The organism is Psychromonas algicola (assembly GCF_004378355.1).
Lineage (GTDB): Bacteria > Pseudomonadota > Gammaproteobacteria > Enterobacterales > Psychromonadaceae > Psychromonas.
In genome coordinates this window covers 83134-104776 of record NZ_SNUB01000001.1, presented here as the reverse complement: position 1 = coordinate 104776, position 21643 = coordinate 83134, and the positions used below count along the sequence as shown (strand labels likewise).

Sequence of the window (21643 nt, the reverse complement as noted above, 5' to 3'; positions counted from 1 at the left end):
TGATTCTTCAACGAACTGTTTTTTCTTCGTGAAATTTAGATAACATATTTAACGCAATTGGTATAAATGCGTAAACTCATTTCAGGACAAGACAAGTAAAAGAAAGAAAAAAGCCAGCGATTAAGCTGGCTTTATATATTAACTTGTTGTGTTCAATCTTAGAAATCAGCTGAACCCGGTGCACGAGGGAATGCAATCACGTCACGAATGTTTTGTACGCCTGTTACGTAAGAAACTAAACGCTCAAAACCAAGACCAAAACCAGCGTGAGGAACCGTTCCATATTTACGTAAATCACGGTACCAACTGTAATCTTCTTTATCTAAGCCCATCTCTTGAAGACGCTTATCTAAAGCCACTAGGTCTTCTTCACGTTGACTACCACCAATGATCTCACCAATTCCTGGCGCTAATACATCCATTGCTGCAACAGTTTTACCATCTGCATTTAACTTCATGTAGAAAGCTTTAATATCTTTCGGGTAGTTTTGAAGAATAATTGGCGCACCAATATGCTCTTCTGCTAAGTAACGTTCGTGCTCAGATTGTAAATCGACACCCCATTCAACAGGGTACTCGAATTTTTTACCACATTTTTGTAAAATGTCGATTGCATCGGTGTAATCCATACGCACAAATTCAGAACTTACCATTTTCTCTAAACGTGTGATTGCTTCTTTATCAACACGGTCGGCAAAGAAAGCCATATCATCAGCACGTTCTGTTAATACTGCATTAAATACATATTTCAACATATCTTCAGCAAGTTGTGCGGCATCTGATAAATCAGCAAAAGCGATTTCAGGCTCAACCATCCAAAACTCAGCTAAGTGACGTGTTGTGTTTGAATTTTCAGCGCGGAAAGTTGGGCCGAAAGTATAAACATTGGTTAATGCACAAGCATAAGTTTCAGCATTTAATTGACCAGAAACAGTCAAAAATGTTTCTTTACCAAAGAAATCTTTTTTGTAATCGATTTTACCTTGATCGTTACGTGGTAAGTTTTCTAAGTCTAATGTACTTACTTGGAACATCTCACCAGCACCTTCACAATCACTACCAGTAATGATTGGAGTACTGATCCAGTTGAATCCACGCTCATAGAAAAAGTTATGAATGGCATGTGATAAACAGTTACGAACGCGCGTCACGGCACCAAACATATTAGTACGTGGACGAAGATGCGCATGTTCACGCATGTATTCAATACTATGGCGTTTGGCAGACATAGGGTAAGTATCAGGGTCTTGCACAAAACCATGTACTTTTACTGTTGTTGCCTGAAGCTCAAATTTCTGACCTTTACCTGGGCTTTCAACGATTTCACCCGTTACTTCAACACTACAGCCTGCAGACAAATTTAAAACATCATTATTGTAATTTTCTAATTCAGCAGGTACAACGGCTTGGATAGGATCAAAGCATGAACCGTCATATATATTTAAAAAAGAGATACCCGCTTTAGAATCACGACGAGTACGGATCCAACCGCTAACCGTTACTTGGGTACCTAATGAAAATTTGCTGTTGAAAATATCAACAATGGGTGTTTTTGACATCTTAAATAATGCTCCATAGTCACATTTGAATGGTTTTATATTAAAAATTATTACAGCGCTATATATTACCTTGGCTAGCTTAAGATACAAGCTTCAGACGTGATAATAATATGAATCAATTAGTTATTTCTTTATAAAAAAGTTAATAAGGTAAAAAAATCCTTTAAACTATCGCAAAATAGAAAGAGTGTAGCTAGAAAGAGTGTAGCTTATTGTGTCCTTTGAAAAATACATGAAAAGCTAAATATTTAAGTAAGGATAAAAATGAAAATACTAATGGTAATGTGTTTACTCTTCAGCAACCTTAGCTGGGCAAGTGATAATGATGTAAATCACGATATTAAGAGTGATGTTGGAATTAGTAACCAGATTAATAATGATTTAATCGACCGAGCCGTTCGACTTGTTAATCAAAGGAAATCCTATAAAGCGGTGGAGATACTGCAATCTGATGTATTCAAAGAAGATGCCAATGCACAGTTTTGGTTAGGCGTGGCGCGCTACCATAGTGGAGAGCACTTTATTGCAGGGGATGCTTTTTTAAAGTCAGCAGAGTTGGGTGACCCTTGGGCAATGGCGGTACTGGGAGGAGGGGGGGACAATATTATATATCTCGCATCACCTTGTGAGTATTTAGGATGGGGGTGTGATAAAAAATGGAATGCAAAGGCGATTAAGATTTGGAAGAGGCTGGCCAAACAAGGCGATCCGGATGCACTTTACGCATACACCTTGATGAAAGATGAATGGTTTGAATTTGTTCCTTTTTATGGGTACCGCCGTTTTTTAGAGCGCGTAGAGCAAGCCATTCCTAATGGTGGAGGGTATGAGTTTTTAACCCACTTTAGTTGGGATTACGATGATAAAGTTAAATATGCAAGAATGGCTATCGAACAAGGTTATGCGCCAGCGATGAACCTAATGCCTTGGCCCGAAGGTGAGGGAGGTGCAGACCAATGGGCTAATAAAGCTGCCAGACTTGGTTATTATCGCGTTGCCGATAATTTGTATTATATCTATCACGATAAAAGTGATCACAGCGATACGAAATCCGAAGCAATCGAGTTGATAAAAAAAGCTTACTTTTATAGCGTGGTATCTGTCTCTTTGGGTGGGCGAGGAGGAATTAAACAATTCATGTTTTCTAGAATACTTAAAGATGAAGCAGGTAACGATGTTAGAGACGAAAATGGGTATTTTGTTGATGAGATATTGATAACCAAAGCCGAGCAAGCTGAGATAGAGCAACAGGCGAAAGACTTTTTAAAGGGGGTTGAAATTAATCTGTTTTTAACCAAAAACTCTTCTGAACTATTTACTTTTTAATAAAATGATGAAGGTGGGCTTTTTAAGGTGAAAGTAAACCGGGCTAAATCACGACTGCGTTTATCTTCACCTTTACACTGTTATTACTCCTTGAATTCAAGTAATAAAATTAAAATTCATGGATAAATTAAATTGATAAGCAAACTTGATAAATGGCATCACAAAGTTTTTTTATTTGTTTCTCTGATGCGATATAAGGTGGCATCACGTAAATTAACTTTCCAAAAGGGCGGATCCATACGCCTAATTCAACAAATTGTTTTTGTATTGTTGCCAACTCCACTGGGTTGTTCAATTCAACCACGCCAATGGCACCTAGCACTCTGACTGCCTTAACTGAATCTAAATCTTGGCAAACTTTGAGTTGTGATAACAAAGTAGAAAGATGATTTACTAAGCTTTGCCAATCATCACTTAATAGCTTTTTAAGATTGGCATTTGCTACTGCACAGGCGAGTGGATTTCCCATAAAGGTTGGGCCGTGCATAAATACACCGGCTTTGCCTTCACTAATAGTATTAGCGACTTGTGTGGTTGCTAACGTCGCTGCAAAACTCATATAACCGCCTGTGATGGCTTTACCTAAACATAAAATATCAGGGCTTATTTGGGCATGTTCACAGGCAAATAACTTTCCTGTTCTACCAAAGCCCGTTGCTATCTCATCGGCAATGAGCAACACGTTATATTGATCGCATAATGCTCTTGCTGATTTCAAATAGTGAGGGTGATAAAAATGCATGCCACCAGCACCTTGAACAATAGGTTCGAGAATTAGGGCTGCAATCTGTTGATGGTTTTCTGATAACAGTTTAGTTAAATCATCCATTGCACTGTCTTGCCATTCTTGGTCAAAGTGAATGCACGGCTGTTCAGTAAAATAGTTTTTTGCCACAAAGTCTTGGTAAAGCTCATGCATAGATCCTTCAGGATCCGTAACACTCATGGCTGCAAAAGTATCGCCGTGGTAACCTTTTTTAAGTGCGATAAACTTGGTTTTATTTTTATCTAATGATTGCCAATATTGTAATGCCATCTTCATCGCGACTTCGACGGCGACACTACCTGAATCACTAAAGAATACTTTATCTAAACCAACTGGGGTTATTTCTACTAATGTTTTGGCAAGGTCGACGGCTGGCTGGTGAGTTAAACCACCGAACATAATATGTGACATTTTAGACAGTTGGTTTACGGCTGCCGCATTTAACTCGGCGACGTTATAGCCAAATAAACAAGCCCACCATGACGACATGCCATCAATCAGTATTTCACCAGTTTCTAAAGTAATTTCGCAACCGCTAGCACTTTCTACTGGATAACAGGGAATCGGAGTGGTCATGGATGTGTAAGGGTGCCAAATATGTTGTTTATCATACTCTAAATCGATTTTGGCAGTATTAATAATTAAATTGCTCATTATATCATCACATGTAAAGTTAATTGTTGTATATAAGTTGACAGTGTAACTTTGAACATTAAACTAACCAAATATTTTTCAAGTTAGGTTTATTTACATGCCCAATACAAGTTCAATTCGTCATGACTGGTCTGTTTCTGAAGTCGATGCATTATTCGCATTGCCATTTATGGATTTGATGTTTCAAGCGCAAACAGTACATAGAGCGAATTTTCCAACTAATCAGGTCCAAGTAAGCACGCTACTTTCTATTAAAACGGGCGCTTGTCCTGAAGACTGTAAATATTGCCCGCAAAGTGCACGTTACGATACAGGACTTGAAAAAGAGACATTGATGGAAGTTGAAAAAGTCATCAAAGCAGCGAAAGAGGCTAAAGCGACGGGCTCAACGCGGTTTTGTATGGGCGCCGCTTGGAAAAATCCAAAACAACGTGATATGCCTTACTTAGTTGAAATGATCAAAGAGGTTAAATCCCTGGGTTTAGAGTCTTGTATGACACTGGGAATGCTGGATGGCGAACAAGCTGAACAACTTTCTAGTGCAGGTTTAGATTATTACAATCATAACTTGGATACTTCTCCTGAATATTACGATCAAATTATTACTACACGTACTTATCAAGATCGTCTAGATACATTAGATAATGTTCGTAGCGCAGGCATGAAAGTTTGTAGTGGCGGCATTGTCGGTTTAGGTGAAGAAGGCAAAGACCGCTCTGGTTTATTGGTTCAACTGGCTAATATGCCAGTACAACCCGAAAGTGTTCCGATTAATAAATTAGTAAAAGTCAAAGGTACACCGCTGGATAGCGTAGAAGATTTAGATGAGTTCGAGTTTATTAAAACCATCGCTATAGCACGTATTTTAATGCCAAAGTCTCATGTTCGTTTATCGGCTGGACGTGATGATATGTCTGAACAAACTCAAGCATTATGTTTTATGGCGGGGGCTAATTCTATCTTTTATGGTTGTAAGTTATTAACCACGGATAACCCTGATGAAAATTCTGATATGCGTTTATTTAAAAAATTAGGGATTAATAAAGAAGCAATTCACTTTTCTCCTTATGAAACCGAAAAGAAAGTCGATGCAGCGATTATCCGCCATGCTGAAAAAGACCAGTTATTTTATGATGCAACAAGTAAACAATAAATATGCCTTTTTCTTTTATCGCTGAGCAACTGGCTCAGCGACAACAGCAACATTTACATAGAAAAACAATACCAATCACTGGTAAACAATCTCGTTACCTTGACGTTGATGGAAAGAAATTCCTTAACTTCTCCAGCAATGATTATTTAGGGTTAGCTTCTGATCCTGCTCTAGTTAAAGCATGGCAAAAAGGTGCTGAGTTATTTGGTGTTGGCAGTGGCGGATCATACTTAGTTACAGGATATAACCAAGTACATCATGATGTGACTCAACAATTGAAACAGTGGCTGGGTGTTGATGCTATCGCGTTATTCAATTCTGGTTACTCTGCCAACCAAGCGATTATCAAATTACTGCTTTCTAAAAACGATCTGTTAATACAAGACAAGTTGAATCATGCTTCATTAATGGAAGCAGGCAGTCATTCGCCAGCTAAAATGCAACGTTTTAAACATAACGACATGCAACAACTTGCCTCCATCTTACAAAAGCACAGTGAAATAAAGAATAAGTTAGTGATATCGGAAGGTGTGTTTAGTATGGATGGAGATACCTCGCCCATTCATGCATTAAAAGAACAATGTACGAAACATAACGCTTGGTTAATGATCGATGATGCGCATGGATTGGGTGTATTAGGAAAAAATGGTGCCGGGAGTGTTGTAGAGCAACAACTAAACAATAATCAACTTGATATCTACATGGCGACCTTTGGTAAAGCATTAGGAGTGGGTGGCGCTTTTGTTTCAGGCTCAACGGAATTAATTGATTACATTACTAATTTTTCAAAACCTTACATTTATACAACAGGCCTGCCACCAGCCATGGTTTATTGTATTGGTGAAGCTGCGCGTTTAGCGGAAACTGAGCAATGGCGTCGTGATCATCTCGCCCAACTCATTGCTTATTTTAAACTGTTAGCCAAACAACAAGACATTCCCTTAGTGCAATCAGAATCAGCGATTCAGCCTGTGTTAATTGGTTCAAGTGAGCTTGCTATTACTGTGAGTGATTGTTTAAAAGAACAAGGTATCTGGACAACAGCAATTCGTCCTCCTACTGTGCCAAATAATACTGCGCGTTTAAGAATTACCATAACCGTTAATCATCAAAAGCAAGATATTCAATTCTTGGTTAATCAAATAAGACAGGCGCTCAATGCAAATCACAATGGATAAGCAAGCCGTTAAAGCTTCATTTTCAAAGGCTGCAGTACATTATGATCAATTTGCTGATTTACAAAGAGAAATTGGTCATCACCTAATTCAATTAACTGATCATAGTGAAACCCAACCAGTGAACCAATGGGGTTCCGTTTTAGATTTAGGATGCGGCACTGGCTATTTTTCTGCTTTATTAAATGACTTTTTTGGAAAAAACACCCAACTGACTTGCTTTGATTTATCACCTAAGATGCTACAGCAAGCGTCATTACGACAACTACAAAATACGCAATTTGTAGAAGGGGACATAGATATTCTCCCTTTTACGGTAAATCAATTTGATCTTGTTTTTTCTAATTTAGTGCTGCAATGGAGCGAACACCTTCAGCAATCTTTAAAGCAAATAAAACAAACTATGAATCCAGATGCTGAGCTATATTTTTCAACTTTATTGGATGGCTCTCTTTTTGAATTACAACAAGCTTGGAAAGCTGTTGATGCATTGCCTCATATCAATGACTTTTTAACTAAAAAGCAAGTCACACAAGCATTAAAAGGAGCTGGATTCACCCGTTTTACTGTCACAACGGAAACTCGAGTTAAAAAATTCAATGATATTGTATCTGTGATGAAAGCGTTAAAAGGTATCGGTGCAAATCACGTTCACCATGGCAATAAAGCACGTATGTCTGGACGACAATTGTTACAGCAATTAGAGCAAGGATATGCGCCTTATAAAGATGCTCGAGGGCATTATAATTTGAGTTATCAAGTGTGTTATGTCGTTGCCTTTCAGGATAATAAAAATGTCTAAGTTAATAACAAAAACTAATCTTCCTTTTGCTACCTATTTTATTACTGGGACAGATACTGATGTAGGTAAAACCATTTGCACAAAAGCTTTATTACAAGCTGCGAACAAACAATCAATACGTACTTTAGCCTATAAACCGATTACGGCAGGATGCGAAGAAACAAACGAAGGACTACGTAATCAAGATGCGTTAATACTTCAACAACATAGTTCAATAACTGTTGATTATGATAACGTTAACCCGATTGCCTTCAAAGAACCGATTGCGCCTCATATTGCAGCATTAAAAACACAACAAGTTATCAGTATTGATACTATTAACAAAGGGCTCGCTACTTTACAAATAGAACAACCCCAATTATTGCTTGTAGAAGGCGCGGGCGGTTGGCATTTGCCGATTAACGATCAACAATTGTTATCGGAATGGGTTGTTGAAAAACAGCTACCTGTAATATTAGTGGTTGGCTTAAAGTTAGGTTGTTTAAATCATGCATTATTAACAGCACAAACAATTCAACAAAGTGGTTTGTATATAGCAGGGTGGATAGCTAATCATTTACAGCCAAATATGCCTTATGTTCAAGACAATATAAGCACTTTAAAAAGCCTTATTAAAGCGCCTTTATTAGCTGAAATTCCTTTTTTAAAAGATATTGATGAACAAGAGCTATCATCGTATATTGCAGTAAAATTTAGTAGTTAATGTCTTAGTCTATTATTGATGCTCGTATTACTCTTATAAATTGAATAATACGAGTTGTATCATTAAGATTCTTTATTAAAAAACATCAACGGCTTTAAACGTTGTTAATTTAATAAAGCAAACTATAAAGTTTTCTGCGATATTCTGATACTAAAGCAGCATCATCAATGGTGGCTAAAAGGTCTAACATTGTTTTTTTAGCATCGCCATTCTCATAACCTAAATCCTTGCATAACAATGAATACAACAAGTGTAATGCGTCTTTATATCGCTTTGCTTGATGGTATTGAATGGCTAATTGATATTGAATCGATTGTTTATCTTCAGCTGTTTCTAATGCGGTTTCGAGTGCGGTAATTTCAGGAGTTTGAGCGGATTGCTCAGCCAGCTCTAATTCCGATATTAAGGTATGGTAAATCATATTTTGATCGGCCATGGGAATCGCATTCAAAATAGGTTTTGCATTTTCAAATTCACCTAAAGCAAGATAAATTTGTGCTAGTGTTAACTTAATTTGATTATCATCAGGACTTATTTTTTGAGCTTGTAAAATGGTTGTTTTGGCTTCCTCAATCTTTCCCTGCGCAAACAAGGTTTGCGTGTCTGCTAATAATGCGAGAGCTGGATCTGGTAGATGCTTAGTAATAAAGTCATTCATTACCGATGCAGTTTGTTCCCCTGCAAAACCATCAACCGCTTGTCCATTTACAAACATATAAACGGTTGGAACACTTTTAATATCGAAATGTTGTACTAAAGGATGCTCGGTATCGCAGTTTACTTTCGCGATGCTAAACCCATTCGCGTGTTCGCGTTGTAGCTGTTCAATAACAGGTAACAAAGTTGGGCAAATATTACATTGGCTAGACCAGAATATAACCATCACAGGTTTGCTGATTGAACCTTGCGCAACAACTGCTTGAAAGTCCTGTGCGGTGACATTGAAAATATCAGTTTGCATGTTAGCCTCTAAATAATTTTAAAAATAAATTAACAAAATAACCGCTAATGATACTTGAAGTAGCAAACTCGGCAAGTTTTAAGGTTTATCTTGTTTAACTAACAAGCGATTGTTAAATAAAAAGGTGAGCATCAGCAACAAAGTCATAAATATTACCGAACAAGACGTTTAGCTCTTGTTTTTAAAGGCTTGCAAAAGTAACATTGAGTTCTAATCAAAAGGAGCATTTACATGTTAACAGGTAGTATTGTCGCACTCGTGACCCCAATGGACGAAACTGGTGAAATAGATTTCATCGCATTAAAAGAACTAGTTGAATTCCATATTAAATCAAAGACCGCGGCAATCGTGGCGATGGGAACTACTGGTGAATCGGCAACGGTTAGTGTTGACGACCATGTAAAAGTTGTTGAAAGAATTATAAGTTTTGCGGCTGGACGTATTCCTGTGATTGCAGGTAATGGTGCAAACTCCACTTCTGAAGCGATTGCGCTAAGTAAATTATTTACCAACAGTGGTATTGTTGCTGGTTTGAATGTAACCCCTTATTACAATAAACCAACTCAAGAAGGTTTATACCAACACTTTAAAGCAATTGCTGAGTCTTCTGAATTACCACAGATTTTATATAATGTACCAGGTAGAACAGCTGTTGATATGTTACCTGAAACGGTCGCTCGTTTAGCTGAGATCCCAAACATTATCGGTATTAAAGAAGCCACCGGTGATTTAGAGCGTCTTGCTCATTTAAAAGCTATATTACCAGCTGATTTTGCTTTATACAGTGGCGATGACGAAACAGGTTGTGACTTTATGTTGCAAGGTGGCCATGGTGTTATTTCTGTGACAACAAACGTTGCACCTGCGGAAATGGCAACTATGTGCGAGTTTGCATTAAATGGTGAGAAAGAAAAGGCAAAAGCAATTGATTCGCAATTATTGCCTGTACATACAAATTTATTTTTAGAAGCTAACCCTATTCCGGTTAAATGGGCTTGTGCTGAGTTAGGTTTAATCCCTACGCCTAAGCTACGTTTACCTTTAACAACGCTATCTGAACAATATCATCAGAGTGTTCGTGATGCATTAATAGAAGCTAAGTTACTTCCATGAAAAAAACAATGCCATTAACTAAAATTGCTAGCGTAATACTTATTACTCTTTCTGCTACCTCTTGTGCTCGCTTTGAAGAAAGGGCACAAGCAGAAGGGACGTTTGATTACGAAAATGCAACCTTAACAAACGAATATAAATCTGGGAATTTCACTCGTGATGAGCAACGTAATGCTTATCAAATACCAGTTTTAACAGAGCAGCAAAAACAATTTGGTATGCTCGGTATCGATGTTGATATTCGTCCTCCAGTTCAGTTAATGGCCGTTATTGAAGGTGTATCAATTGATCCAGATGCAATCCAAACAAAAGTTTGGTTCAATGCATTCAAACAAGATGAAAAGATGGATCAAAAAGTATGGGATTTAATCCTTAAATATTTATCTGCTCATAAAGCGAATTCGGTACAAGCTGATCGATCTTCGTTAACTATTGAAACTGGCCCTATTGTACGCTTTACGGATCATGGACGTAACGAAGTGCGTGAACAAGCAGATTATTCGTTAAGCATTGAAGAAGCTGCAGATGGGCGTAGTGCTTCGTTAAGTGTTGACGTCAAAGATTATCAACAAGTAAATGATGGCATTGCTGTTAAGCAAATTTTAGAAGCTCGTACTAAACACAGTATTGAAATTCGCTTTATTAACGATTTATTAGCTTTTGCCTATACAGAAAATGAAAGTGAAACATTACAAGATTCAAATAAGAAACCACTACCTATTAAACTAGGTTTTGATGATAACCACCAAACCGCGTGGATTATTGATACTCCGTTTATTAATGTATGGGAAAAACTACCAGCTCTATTGACCACAATGAGTTTTGAAGCAGTACAAGAAAATAAAAACCTAGGTTATTTCTTGGTAGAGTTTGTACCTCAAGATGCCGCATACTGGGCTGAAAATGGTCTTAATCCAATTACATTAGAATCTGGTGAATATTTTGCACAGCTTGGTGAGTTATCAAATGGGCAAACTTCTATCATTTGGTTGGACTCTGATAAGAAAGTGTTATCAGACCAAGAAGTGACCGATTTATACTTAAGTATCACGGAAAAATTACGCAGTGTGACCTTGAGTAAGGATGTCCAAAAGAAGTCTTTATAACTCTTTAAATTTTCATAACTGCTGAAGCCCGATTTATTTTTTAATCGGGCTTTTTATTTTCTTCTTCCAATTCCTTTTGCTGTCTTTCTTTAACTGCTTTAAGAATATGCTCAGGCACTTTCATATTTGCGCTTTGTTTAAGTAATAGAATATTGCTAACAATAATCCCTAACACTAATACAATAATAAATATAACCCAGCCAATACTCATATTGCCTCCATAAGTTGTGATATAAAAAAAGCAGGATACATAACTGCAGCCTGCTTCATCATAACCCTAATTTAATAATCAGTATTAATCGATTAATTGATATTGTTCACGAAGAATATCAATAATTTCCTGTTTAGGGTTTTCAGACAATACAATTTTCTTACCGATAACTTTTTCTGCAATACCGGTGTAAGTTTTAGATATTTGCATTAATACCGATTCCGGTAAGGCATTATCTTTTGCTAATGCAAAGCGTTCTTGCATGCGATCTTTATTTAAAAGAATATCTGGATCTGGGAAATGTTTTAGCAAAAGCTGACGGAAATCTTCTTTAGAGTTTTCAACTATTTTACCTTCACTGTAAGCTTGGCCATCCCATATGCGTGAGGAATCTGGAGTACCTACTTCATCCATATAAATAAGCTTTTCATTGCCCGCTTTGTCTGTCACATAACCAAATTCAAATTTTGTATCAACGAAGATTTGATCTAATTTAGCCAACTCAGCACTGATCACATCAAAACCTTCTTTTAATAATTTTTCGTAATCATCAATATGAGAAGGGGAGGTAAAGTTAAAGGCTGCAAAATTATCTTCAATATTTTGACGAGTGATATTCACATCATCGACTTCTTGGACGCCAGGAACACCTTTTAAAATGCCTTTAGTAGAAGGGGTAATCAATAATTCAGGTAATTTAGTATTATTTTGTAAACCTTCAGGTATAGAAATACCACAGAACTCACGCTCACCTTTTTCATAAGCGCGCCACATTGAACCAGTAATGTATTGACGCGCAATGGCTTCAATCATTATTGGTCGTGCTTTTTGAACAATCCAAACGAAAGGATGCGGAATATCTAAAATATGGCTGTCTGCTAAACCTTGCTCTTTAAATAATTTAAACCAGTGATTGGAAATCGCATTTAATGCTGCACCTTTACCAGGAACTCCATTCATACCGCCTTCACCGTGCCAAATACAATCAAACGCAGAGATACGATCACTAATCACCATAATTGCTAATGGTGCGTCAGTCGGTACGTTATAACCTTTTTCTTCAATTAAGCGTTTGCTATCTTCAGCTGTTAACCAATAAACTGAACGCACTTTACCACTGTGGACCGGCTGATCTGTACGAATAGGTAGATCGTTATTTACAGCTAATACTTTGTCGGCGAGACTCATAAAAATACCTTATAAAAAGTCAAAGTGAGCAGAAAAATCTGCACGAAATAATAAAACAAGATAATAGCAGATTGGATTCTACTTATCATGTCAAATCACGCCCAAAAGACTTATGATAGTGCGAATAAAAAATGACATAGAACTTAATCAACAACTAGCAAGTGCGATCAATACCGCTTTAGATAAGGCATACAAAGAATGGCAAAAGACTTCACCTTTAAACAATTTCATATCAATGCCTTTGATTGCGGTATGCCTGTCAGTACTGATGGGATTTTATTAGGTGCTTGGGCTGATATACAAGAAAGTCGTCATATTTTAGATATTGGAAGTGGAAGTGGTTTGTTATCAATTATGTGCGCACAACGAAATGCGATTGCTGAGATCACTGGAGTTGAGATAGAAAGTAATGCTTTTCAAGCGACCTCTAAAAACTACAACAAGAGCCCTTGGAAGCAAAGGTTGCATAGCATTCATATTGATATTAAAGACTTTGTTGAACAATCTATTACTGAAGGAACAAGATTCGAATCAATTATTTGTAACCCACCTTATTTTAATGATGGCGAACAAGCACACGATAAACAAAGAGCCATTGCAAGGCATACAAGTACACTTTCTCATTCAGATTTACTAAAATATTGCGAATTATTATTGGAAGATAATGGTAAAGCTCATTTAGTATTGCCTAAAAAAGAGGGCGAAGCTTTTATCAAGCTACTAAGTGAACCTCGTTATAATAATCAACTTAAGTTAATGCGTTTTACAGATGTAAAGACCACGTTTAACAAACCTGTGAGTCGTATATTAATTGAATTAATAAAACAAAAGGCTCAACCAGAGATGAAGCGAGAGCAAATTATTATTCATAATGAAGACACTTATAGTGCTGAGTTTATCCGTTTAACAAGAGATTTTTATTTGAAAATGTAATTGCGTATTTTTTATTAACCATAGAAATTAAACGCTACCTGTTTGATAATCGAAAAAACGCCTGTGTAACTTTCCTGAACTTAGGCTGTTAATCTTATTAGGATGCTTATAAGCTTTCCAATTTGCAACCTGTGCACCTTGATTGAGATGGGGAAATACTTGACCTTCAGTAAAAGGCAAACGTAAAAAAGTGAACAATGTTGGTAAGCTCAATGGGTCACTTAAGTTAACTTCAATAAAATCATTTCGACCATTGAAATACTTCTTAACGTGTTGATTATGTTTCAGATAACAATCTGTTAAATGTTGTTCTGATAATAAGTTTTCATTATTCAATGAAAAGGTTTCAGAAAAAGAACGTTTTAAAACTGGGTTAAAATGTCCTGATTTAGGGATTAAATGAGGTTCCATTTTCATCAATAAACGCTGTATAGAAGGGATCCATTCAGATAGTTCTCTTTGTAAATAAACAAAGGTCGAACCTGGAAATAAATGATCTAATTGTTCAAAATCTGAAAAACAAGGCGCATCACTGACAACTTCAGCTAATTCAAAAGTAGCTTGAGAAAAAGCGGTATGAGCAACTTTAAAACCAGCTTCAAGCAATGCAACGCTAATACTCGTTGTGCCTGTTCGAGGTAGGCCAATAATAAATATTTTAGACATAAGTCGTTAACTTCATTTAATAATTCAGATTAACTATAGTAACGTTTAATCGTGCTTAAGATTAACTTTATTTAATCATCGACTTTTTATGGATAAATTTGAATAACAAAGAGGGTGTTTAAATTCTATCGTGCACTTTTAAAAAGCAGATAATTTTAAATGAGGGTGATATTTTTTAAATAAAATTATCAATATCGAGACTAAATCCCTAAAAATGCGTTTCAATTTGCCTTTAAAGCATATAAATAAAACAATAAAGATGCCACAATGTAACTACTTGAATTCTAGCTAAGTAGATGTTTTTAATTCACATAATACAAATAATAAAATGCAATTAAATCATCTATAGTTTTATAAATGCTCGGCCAAGTAGAAAATAAAATGGTAAATTCAAAAATAAATTCTATTACATTAATTTTCGCTATCCTTCTTCAAGCGATTGAATTATAAGCCATATAAAAACGAATTAAATAAAGGTAGTAAATATGGAAATCCTAGAAAGTTTGTTACACAGTTTTAATACTAGCTTTGTGAACAGTGTTATTTTGATTTTAATGGTGATCGTTTTTGCCTTTGGACTTTGGTTTACTAAAAAAGATGAGCAGCCCGACTTTGTTCACTATGTACCAACGCTACTGACTACCATGGGGATATTTGGTACATTTCTAGGTATCGTTTTAGGCCTACTAGACTTTGACCAATCAAATATTGAATCCAGTATTCCTCCTCTATTAGCAGGTTTAAAAACTGCTTTTATTACAAGTTTATTAGGTATTTTTTCTTCATTAATCTTTAAAACACTGTCTACATTTTCCTTTTTAAAACCTCTGCAAGATGAAAATACAATTGTTTACGCAACACCTGAAGCTATTTTACAAAGCATGAATGAGCAAGTTGCTGAGATTAAAAGTTTAAAGAGCGCTATGGTTGGAGATGAACAATCTACTTTATTTTCAGAATTGAAATCTTTGCGAGAAGATGTAAATAGTAATGCACAATTATTATTAGAAAATGATAAAAAACAAGCAGAACAACAAGAAGTGTTATTTACGCAATTTTCAGAAAAGCTATGGTTACAACTTGGTAATTTTGCTGATACGTTATCTAAATCTGCCACTAAGCAGGTTATTGAGGCATTAAGAATTGTTATTGCAGACTTCAACCATAACTTAACAGAGCAATTTGGTGATAACTTTAAACAACTCAATAAAGCGATTGCAAATTTGCTTGAATGGCAAAAAAATTATAAATCGCAACTAGAAGAAATGAGAACTCAGTATTCTCATGGTGTTGAATCAATTTCAGAATCACAATCGTCATTAGCTCAAATCAGTGAGCAGGTGAAAAGTATTCCTGAAACCATGAGCGGACTAAAAGGAGTCATGGAAATAAACCAACATCAACTTGGTGAATTAGAACGCCATTTAGCCGTTTTTAAAGACATGAGTGAAAAAGCAACCGAAGCGATGCCGCAAATGCAAAAGCAAGTGCAGGCAACGGTTAATGATATTTCTGCTGCAGTTACAGTAGCAAGTGAACATTATAATTCATTATTAAATGAATCTGATGATTACATCAAAAAGCACATTACAACTTCAAATAATTTATTAGACAAATTTTCAACAGAAGCTGAAAAGGGCCTGAATAACGTCAGCGGTTTAAATAAAACTATTGCTGAAATGATCAACACATTAGTCGATGATGCACAGCAAATGACCTCAACGATGCGTGATGCGAATCAAAATCTAGTGTCTGATACTGAGCTTGTACGCGATACCGTGATCAAATCTGCTGATAAGTTGCAACTTAAACTTGCCGAAGTGATTGATGAAGTTGCACTGCAACAAGTAAACCAAGCGAAACGAACTTTTGATGCAATGGAAGACCAAATCAAACAACAAGGCGGTATTGCAGGTGAAGTTGTGGATAGCCAACTTAAACTCATAGATAGTGCAATGCAGAAAGAAATTAACCGTGTAATGAGTGAAATGGGGCTTGCATTGGCTCAAGTCAGTGGTAAATTCGTTGAAGACTATATCAAGTTAACTAAAGCGATGGACGAAATTATCAATCAGCGAGTAATGTAATGAATAATCTATTCGGCCCTGATAAACGCAGACAAGAAAATGGTGAGCATTGGTTAACCGTGTCAGATTTAATGGCGGGTTTAATGATGGTTTTCTTATTTATCGCCATCGTATTTATGATGATCACTCAAAAAGAAAACACTAAGATTAAAGATGTTGCCGTTGCTTACCAAGAAAATCAATTGGCTATTTATGAAGCTTTAGTGAAAGAGTTTTCTAAAGATCTAGATAAATGGGGAGCAACTATTGATAAAGAAACATTAGCGTTCAACTTTCAATCTCCCGATGTATTATTCGCTAATAATGAAACACGTTTAAGTAGTGCTTACAAAACTATTTTAAAAGATTTCTTTCCTCGTTACATTAATGTATTAGCACCATTCAGAGATTCTTTAGACGAAATTCGTATCGAAGGACATACCTCAAGCGGCGGTTTACGTGGCAGTTCAGAAGCCCAAGCTTATTTTTATAATATGCAGCTTTCACAAGGACGTACACGCTCAGTATTAGAGTATGGTTATAGCTTAATGCCCACTGAATCTGATTGGATCAAGGCAAACATCGCGGCTGTTGGGTTTTCATCTTCTCGATTAATTATGCGAGAGGGCGTTGAAGATCCAAACATGTCAAGACGTGTATCTTTTAGAGCAATCACCAATGCAGATATTCAAATAAAAAGAATTTTAGAGGCTCATCGATGAAATTGAACGTTGATTTTAGTGAATTATTTCGTGCTGTCGCACCACTAGAATATGTTGTTACAGAATTTGTATTAGACGGTGGCGCTGGCGATCTTGAAGGGATCAGTCGAGCATTAAATCGTGGAATGATTTTAGGAGAGGGGATTAACCTCAACCAAATTGATGGCGCAAATGGCGTTTTAAATTACGACGGCCATCAAGTGATGCTTTATATTCCTGATCAAGGTGATAATGCAGAAGCAGTCTTAAAGAATGGTAAGTTAGGAACTCGAGTTCACGTTGCAGAGTGCTCTATCATCGAGTTAATGAGGGAAAAAGGGCGCCTTAAACGTTACGATGTGATTAGTCGTCTTGATGGTTCTTTTCCTGTATTCGGTTATGATGCAGAAGGCGAAGTAGAAGGTGGGACAGATTTAGAAGCCTGTAAAAATTGTCTTAAAATTCTTAATTATAAAGGGTGTAATACGCAACCTGAATCGGTTAATCGACAAGTGTTTGAGAACTTTTCCTTTTCCCAGTTTTTTGAAACATACAGTTCTTATTTCAAAAGCTTACCGGCGAAAATTGCTAAGTCATCAACTAATTATACGGATGATTGGTATTCAATTTCTTCTAAACTAAGAAATGAATTAGATTATAAATGTGAACAATGCCATGTAGATTTACATTCAGATAAAACTCTGCTGCATACTCTGCATATCAATGGAAATAAAGCTAATAATAAACGTGCTAACTTAAAAGTATTATGTGCTGATTGCCTTAAAAAACATCCACGCCGAGAATCAGTGTATGTAAGTAATACTGAAGTATTAAAGATCAACACACTAAGACGAGAACAAAAACACTTTGAAACTGTTGATTACGCCTTATTGCTTAAACGTGTTGATATGGCGCTTTATGGTTTGATACATAAATGCCAGTATAGAAAACTTCCTCTTCCTGAACTTGGTGTTGTGGTCATGGAAAAAGAGTTGCCCTTAATGATTGATATTGCGTGGCCAGCTCAACAAATTGCAGTTTTAGTTGATATGAGTAAAGCTAAAATGTTGCTAAAACAAGGTTGGAGTGTTTATTCTGCCTTTGATACTTTGACCTACTTTGATGTATTTGAAGAGCGTTTAATTACTGCCATTAACCAGCATGGCAGTTAGCTGGTGAGATATTTACAATTATCCTGTGGTGCAACTACAGGGTAATTTCTAACTAGCTAATCGAAAACTTAAATTTGTTAATTCCCAAATTATCGTTTATTTTTAATTGCCTTTTCTGACCTGCTCTTACTTCTCTATTCAATCTTGATGCGCTTTAAGCTTTGGTGTCGAATTTTTATGGTTTTGCAGATAAAAGAGGGCTGTTTAAGTCAACATTGAGCTTATCTTGCATAGACTAATACTTAACTAATTGAATACCCAAGTCATCAGTGATTTTTAATTGCATTTTGCCATGGCTATTGATGTGACTTGTTATTTTATCTTCGATTAAATTATTATTTTCAGTGTCTACAATCGCAGTAACATAAACGCTCTGAGCGAAATCTTTATCAAACCTAAAAGTGACATTACGGCGACTGGTTTCAATTCGCTTAAAATATTGTGTTTCACCTGGCTTACGCGCTCTTTCGATATAAATGGGTTTAATTGAAACTGGAACGGCTTCGATAAGTTGATTCGCTGCAATGTAAGAAGGTAAGTTCATGGCACGTTTACCAAATTGTTGTAATGGGAATCTAAAGGTACAGTAAATCATTAAAACTAGTATAGCGACCCATGACAAAGCCCATTTAGCTAAACTAAACCCTTTTAACGCCAATAGGGCATTGAAAGAATCATTCCATTGATATTTGAATACATTCAACCCTTTTGCTGTATAGGTTTCTGCCAACATGGGACTTAATAAAGCATGAACAGGTCCTAGCATTGGAATAAAAAAGAAAAAGGTGATCACCAAAGAAGCAAATAAGTTCCCCATAGAAATAGCACTTTGAGGTTTACCTAAACCATCTGTTACCGATGAGTTAGAGACAAAGTTTTGGGTGAGGCCAATATTTTTAAAGCTAGAGTTGTAAGTTATGGTTGCTGTTTGCGAAACGATTACTTTAGAGTCCCCATCTTTAATATAATGCGCATCGTAGAGGCTACTGTTGCCTAAATAAATATAGGTTTCAAAGTTACCAAAGGCTTTAAGTTGAATTGAGCTTAATAATAAATTTAAAAAAACAACACTGAGTAAAAATAAGATCATAGAAAAAATCAAAGGTAACTTTTCAATTTCAGCTTGTTTGCTTGGAAGCATAAACCATTGATAATAATCATTTAAGGAGATGCCATAAAAATAACTAATATAATTGTTAAGTAAAAAGTAAAGGCAATACGTTGCAATTGACCATCTTATAAGAGTGATTAGCGTATCCAAACATGCCTCTTTATTGAATTTATGAAGATTAATTTTAAGTTAGATTTGATTATTTTAACGGTTATCTTTTGTTTTAGACACATTTAACTACAACTAAAAAATCAGTTGTGTTTACTGCATAATTTTTCTTTAAAAAATTAACTTGAACGAGTGTTATTAATGTGTTTGAATGATTGTTCAATTAATTTAGGAGATTCTCATGATTAAGTTCTTTTTCCATCACACACCAAACCCAATGAAAGTTGCTCTTTATTTAGAAGAGTCAGGTTTGCCTTATCAAGTTGTTGCCGTTGATACATTAAAAGGTGAGCAACATACTCCTGAGTACCGTGCTATTAACCCTAATGGTAAAGCGCCTGCAATTTTAGATGGTGATACACGTGTATTTGATTCAAATGCGATTTTACTTTATCTTTCTGAAAAGTCAGGAAAATTAGCTGGTAAAGCTGAAGATCGTGCTGAGATGCTATCTTGGTTAATGTTTATTGCTTCTGGTTTAGGTCCATATTCTGGTCAGTCTGTGCACTTTAGACATGCAGCACCTGAAAAACTTGACTATGCTATTAACCGTTACTTGCGTGAAGCTGAACGTCATTATGAAGTGTTAGAAACTCATTTAGAAGGACGTTCGTTTATTGTTGGTGATGAATATACTATTGCTGACGTTGCTGCTTGGGGTTGGATTGATAAAGCGACAGTCGTTTTAGGTGAAGAAGGGTTAGCGCCTTTTCCAAACCTTAAGCGTTGGTTTGCAAGCATTGAAGCTCGCCCAGCCGTTGCACGAGCGCGTAATATTGGTACAGATATCGAATTTAAGAAAGAGTTTGATGAAGATGCAAAACGTGCTTTCTTCCCATCTAACTTTCCTAAACTTTAATTTTCATTTCAAATAGGAATTAAAATGACTAATCAATATGTTCCACCTAAGATTTGGACTCAAAATACCGATGGTGGTAATAAATGGGCAAGTATTAATCGTCCCGTTTCTGGTGCAACACATGACAAAGAATTACCTGTTGGTGACCATGCATTACAACTTTATTCTTTAGGTACGCCTAATGGCCAAAAAGTCACTATTCTTTTAGAAGAACTGTTAGCGGCAGGTGTTAAAGAAGCAGAATACGACGCTTACTTAATCAACATCGGAGAAGGAGATCAATTTTCGTCTGGCTTTGTTGGCGTTAATCCAAACTCAAAAATCCCTGCATTGGTTGATAAATCTAGTGGAGATGATGTTAATGTTTTTGAGTCCGCTTCTATTTTGGTTCACTTAGCTGAAAAATTTGGTCACTTTTTACCAAAAGAAGGTACTGCTCGTACAACAACTTTCAATTGGTTGTTTTGGGCGCAAGGGGCGGCACCGTTTTTAGGTGGTGGATTTGGTCATTTTTATGCCTATGCAGATGAAAAGTTTGAATATCCAATTAATCGCTTTGCGATGGAAGCTAAACGTCAATTAGATGTATTAGATAAACAACTAGCAAATAATACATTTGTCGCGGGTGAAGAATATAGCATTGCAGATATGGCTATTTTCCCTTGGTACGGTAGTTTAGTATTAGGTCGTTTATATGATGCGGCTGAATTCTTACAAGTTGAAACTTATACCAATGTAGTTCGTTGGGCTAAAATGTTAGATAGCAGAGTAGGGGTTCAACGCGGCCGTATATTAAATCGCTCTTTTGGTGAAGAATGGGAACAAGTTCCCGAACGTCATTCAGCAGAAGATATCGATGTGGTACTCGCTAAAAAACCAAAATAGGTTATCGCTAGCAAAATCACAATTAGGTTAAATCAAAAACCAAGTAAGTTTCTTACTTGGTTTTTTTATATTTCTTATTTGTTGTTAATACCAATTGTGTTAAATAAGTTAACTAAATTTTATGAAGAAAAAACAGTTCAATTCAAGTCATAAATTGACACCTTCCGAGAGGTTAACTTCGTTAACCCTGTATCGTTACACTTTAATACTTTAATGGTTGTTCCCTTTACGGCATCTACAAAATAAAAGTATAACGAAGAAGTGGGCTGTTTTAGACAGTCAAATAGATAATCTATTTATCGTGACTGGTATAGATATAAAAAAGGGAGTTGATTTAATAATCAACTCCCCTTGGAATGTACTGT

Annotated in this window: 20 protein-coding genes; 13 read left to right on the top strand and 7 right to left on the bottom strand. The window is 36.2% G+C overall.

Features of this window, described 5'->3' with window-relative positions; translation table 11 throughout:
• Window positions 1-158: 158 nt before the first annotated feature.
• On the bottom strand, window positions 159-1559 hold the full coding sequence (gene asnS, locus E2R67_RS00500) for an asparagine--tRNA ligase (RefSeq protein ID WP_134288944.1): 1401 nt from the start codon (window positions 1557-1559) through the stop codon (window positions 159-161).
• Window positions 1560-1823: 264 nt separating this feature from the next.
• Between asnS and E2R67_RS00495 the strand changes: the two genes are divergently transcribed.
• Complete coding sequence (locus E2R67_RS00495) at window positions 1824-2885, top strand: tetratricopeptide repeat protein (RefSeq protein WP_134288943.1); 1062 nt, start codon at window positions 1824-1826, stop codon at window positions 2883-2885.
• 127 nt (window positions 2886-3012) lie between these two features.
• On the opposite strand, the gene bioA is transcribed toward E2R67_RS00495, so the two are convergent.
• A complete protein-coding gene (gene bioA, locus E2R67_RS00490) occupies window positions 3013-4305 on the bottom strand; it encodes an adenosylmethionine--8-amino-7-oxononanoate transaminase (RefSeq protein WP_134288942.1) in 1293 nt (430 codons plus the stop codon).
• A 97-nt stretch (window positions 4306-4402) separates the two neighbouring features.
• On the opposite strand from bioA, the gene bioB reads away from it, so the two are divergent.
• From bioB to bioD, 4 genes are read left to right on the top strand one after another with little or no spacing between them, the layout of a single operon-like run.
• Window positions 4403-5458 (top strand): biotin synthase BioB, encoded by a 1056-nt coding sequence (gene bioB / locus E2R67_RS00485; RefSeq protein WP_134288941.1) that lies wholly within the window; start codon window positions 4403-4405, stop codon window positions 5456-5458.
• 2 nt (window positions 5459-5460) lie between these two features.
• Window positions 5461-6636, top strand: a complete 1176-nt coding sequence (gene bioF / locus E2R67_RS00480) for an 8-amino-7-oxononanoate synthase (RefSeq protein ID WP_134288940.1) — start codon at window positions 5461-5463, stop codon at window positions 6634-6636.
• Window positions 6617-7435, top strand: a complete 819-nt coding sequence (gene bioC / locus E2R67_RS00475) for a malonyl-ACP O-methyltransferase BioC (protein WP_134288939.1) — start codon at window positions 6617-6619, stop codon at window positions 7433-7435. Before bioF ends, bioC begins: the two co-directional genes overlap by 20 nt.
• Window positions 7428-8138 carry a dethiobiotin synthase gene (bioD, locus tag E2R67_RS00470; protein WP_134288938.1) on the top strand — a complete coding sequence of 237 codons (711 nt, stop codon included), beginning with the start codon at window positions 7428-7430 and terminating at the stop codon, window positions 8136-8138. Before bioC ends, bioD begins: the two co-directional genes overlap by 8 nt.
• Before the next feature lie 109 nt (window positions 8139-8247).
• Here the strand turns inward: bioD and E2R67_RS00465 are convergent, their stop codons facing one another.
• On the bottom strand, window positions 8248-9099 hold the full coding sequence (locus tag E2R67_RS00465; protein ID WP_134288937.1) for a tetratricopeptide repeat protein: 852 nt from the start codon (window positions 9097-9099) through the stop codon (window positions 8248-8250).
• 231 nt (window positions 9100-9330) lie between these two features.
• On the opposite strand from E2R67_RS00465, the gene dapA reads away from it, so the two are divergent.
• Window positions 9331-10212: a 4-hydroxy-tetrahydrodipicolinate synthase gene (gene dapA / locus E2R67_RS00460; protein ID WP_134288936.1), complete on the top strand. Its 882-nt coding sequence runs from the start codon at window positions 9331-9333 to the stop codon at window positions 10210-10212.
• Window positions 10209-11318, top strand: a complete 1110-nt coding sequence (gene bamC, locus E2R67_RS00455; RefSeq protein WP_134288935.1) for an NlpB/DapX family lipoprotein — start codon at window positions 10209-10211, stop codon at window positions 11316-11318. Before dapA ends, bamC begins: the two co-directional genes overlap by 4 nt.
• A 40-nt stretch (window positions 11319-11358) precedes the next feature.
• On the opposite strand, the gene E2R67_RS00450 is transcribed toward bamC, so the two are convergent.
• Together E2R67_RS00450 and E2R67_RS00445 are read right to left on the bottom strand one after the other, a co-directional pair.
• Window positions 11359-11529, bottom strand: coding sequence for a DUF2897 family protein (locus E2R67_RS00450; protein ID WP_134288934.1), 171 nt, complete (start codon window positions 11527-11529; stop codon window positions 11359-11361).
• An 84-nt stretch (window positions 11530-11613) separates the two neighbouring features.
• Complete coding sequence (locus E2R67_RS00445) at window positions 11614-12717, bottom strand: phosphoribosylaminoimidazolesuccinocarboxamide synthase (protein ID WP_134288933.1); 1104 nt, start codon at window positions 12715-12717, stop codon at window positions 11614-11616.
• Between the two features lie 198 nt (window positions 12718-12915).
• On the opposite strand from E2R67_RS00445, the gene E2R67_RS00440 reads away from it, so the two are divergent.
• Complete coding sequence (locus E2R67_RS00440) at window positions 12916-13650, top strand: tRNA1(Val) (adenine(37)-N6)-methyltransferase (protein WP_134288932.1); 735 nt, start codon at window positions 12916-12918, stop codon at window positions 13648-13650.
• Window positions 13651-13677: 27 nt separating this feature from the next.
• Here E2R67_RS00440 and E2R67_RS00435 read toward each other — a convergent pair whose 3' ends face one another.
• Entirely contained in the window at window positions 13678-14316 is a 639-nt protein-coding gene (locus tag E2R67_RS00435) for a sulfotransferase (protein WP_134288931.1), read from the bottom strand.
• 485 nt (window positions 14317-14801) lie between these two features.
• On the opposite strand from E2R67_RS00435, the gene E2R67_RS00430 reads away from it, so the two are divergent.
• Genes E2R67_RS00430 through E2R67_RS00420 form a run of 3 tightly spaced genes read left to right on the top strand, consistent with a single transcriptional unit; the run spans window position 14802 to window position 18255 of the window.
• Window positions 14802-16403 carry a methyl-accepting chemotaxis protein gene (locus E2R67_RS00430; RefSeq protein WP_134288930.1) on the top strand — a complete coding sequence of 534 codons (1602 nt, stop codon included), beginning with the start codon at window positions 14802-14804 and terminating at the stop codon, window positions 16401-16403.
• Complete coding sequence (locus tag E2R67_RS00425) at window positions 16403-17104, top strand: OmpA family protein (protein ID WP_134288929.1); 702 nt, start codon at window positions 16403-16405, stop codon at window positions 17102-17104. Before E2R67_RS00430 ends, E2R67_RS00425 begins: the two co-directional genes overlap by 1 nt.
• Window positions 17101-18255 (top strand): HNH endonuclease, encoded by a 1155-nt coding sequence (locus tag E2R67_RS00420; protein WP_134288928.1) that lies wholly within the window; start codon window positions 17101-17103, stop codon window positions 18253-18255. The genes E2R67_RS00425 and E2R67_RS00420 overlap by 4 nt, the downstream gene beginning before the upstream one ends.
• Window positions 18256-18490: 235 nt before the next feature.
• Here E2R67_RS00420 and E2R67_RS00415 read toward each other — a convergent pair whose 3' ends face one another.
• The gene (locus E2R67_RS00415) at window positions 18491-19516 is read right to left on the bottom strand and encodes a hypothetical protein (RefSeq protein ID WP_134288927.1); all 1026 of its coding nucleotides are present in this window, start codon (window positions 19514-19516) and stop codon (window positions 18491-18493) included.
• Between the two features lie 199 nt (window positions 19517-19715).
• On the opposite strand from E2R67_RS00415, the gene E2R67_RS00410 reads away from it, so the two are divergent.
• Together E2R67_RS00410 and yghU are read left to right on the top strand one after the other, a co-directional pair.
• A complete protein-coding gene (locus E2R67_RS00410; RefSeq protein ID WP_134288926.1) occupies window positions 19716-20393 on the top strand; it encodes a glutathione S-transferase family protein in 678 nt (225 codons plus the stop codon).
• A gap of 24 nt (window positions 20394-20417) precedes the next feature.
• Window positions 20418-21278 (top strand): glutathione-dependent disulfide-bond oxidoreductase, encoded by an 861-nt coding sequence (gene yghU, locus E2R67_RS00405; protein ID WP_134288925.1) that lies wholly within the window; start codon window positions 20418-20420, stop codon window positions 21276-21278.
• Window positions 21279-21643: the final 365 nt, after the last annotated feature.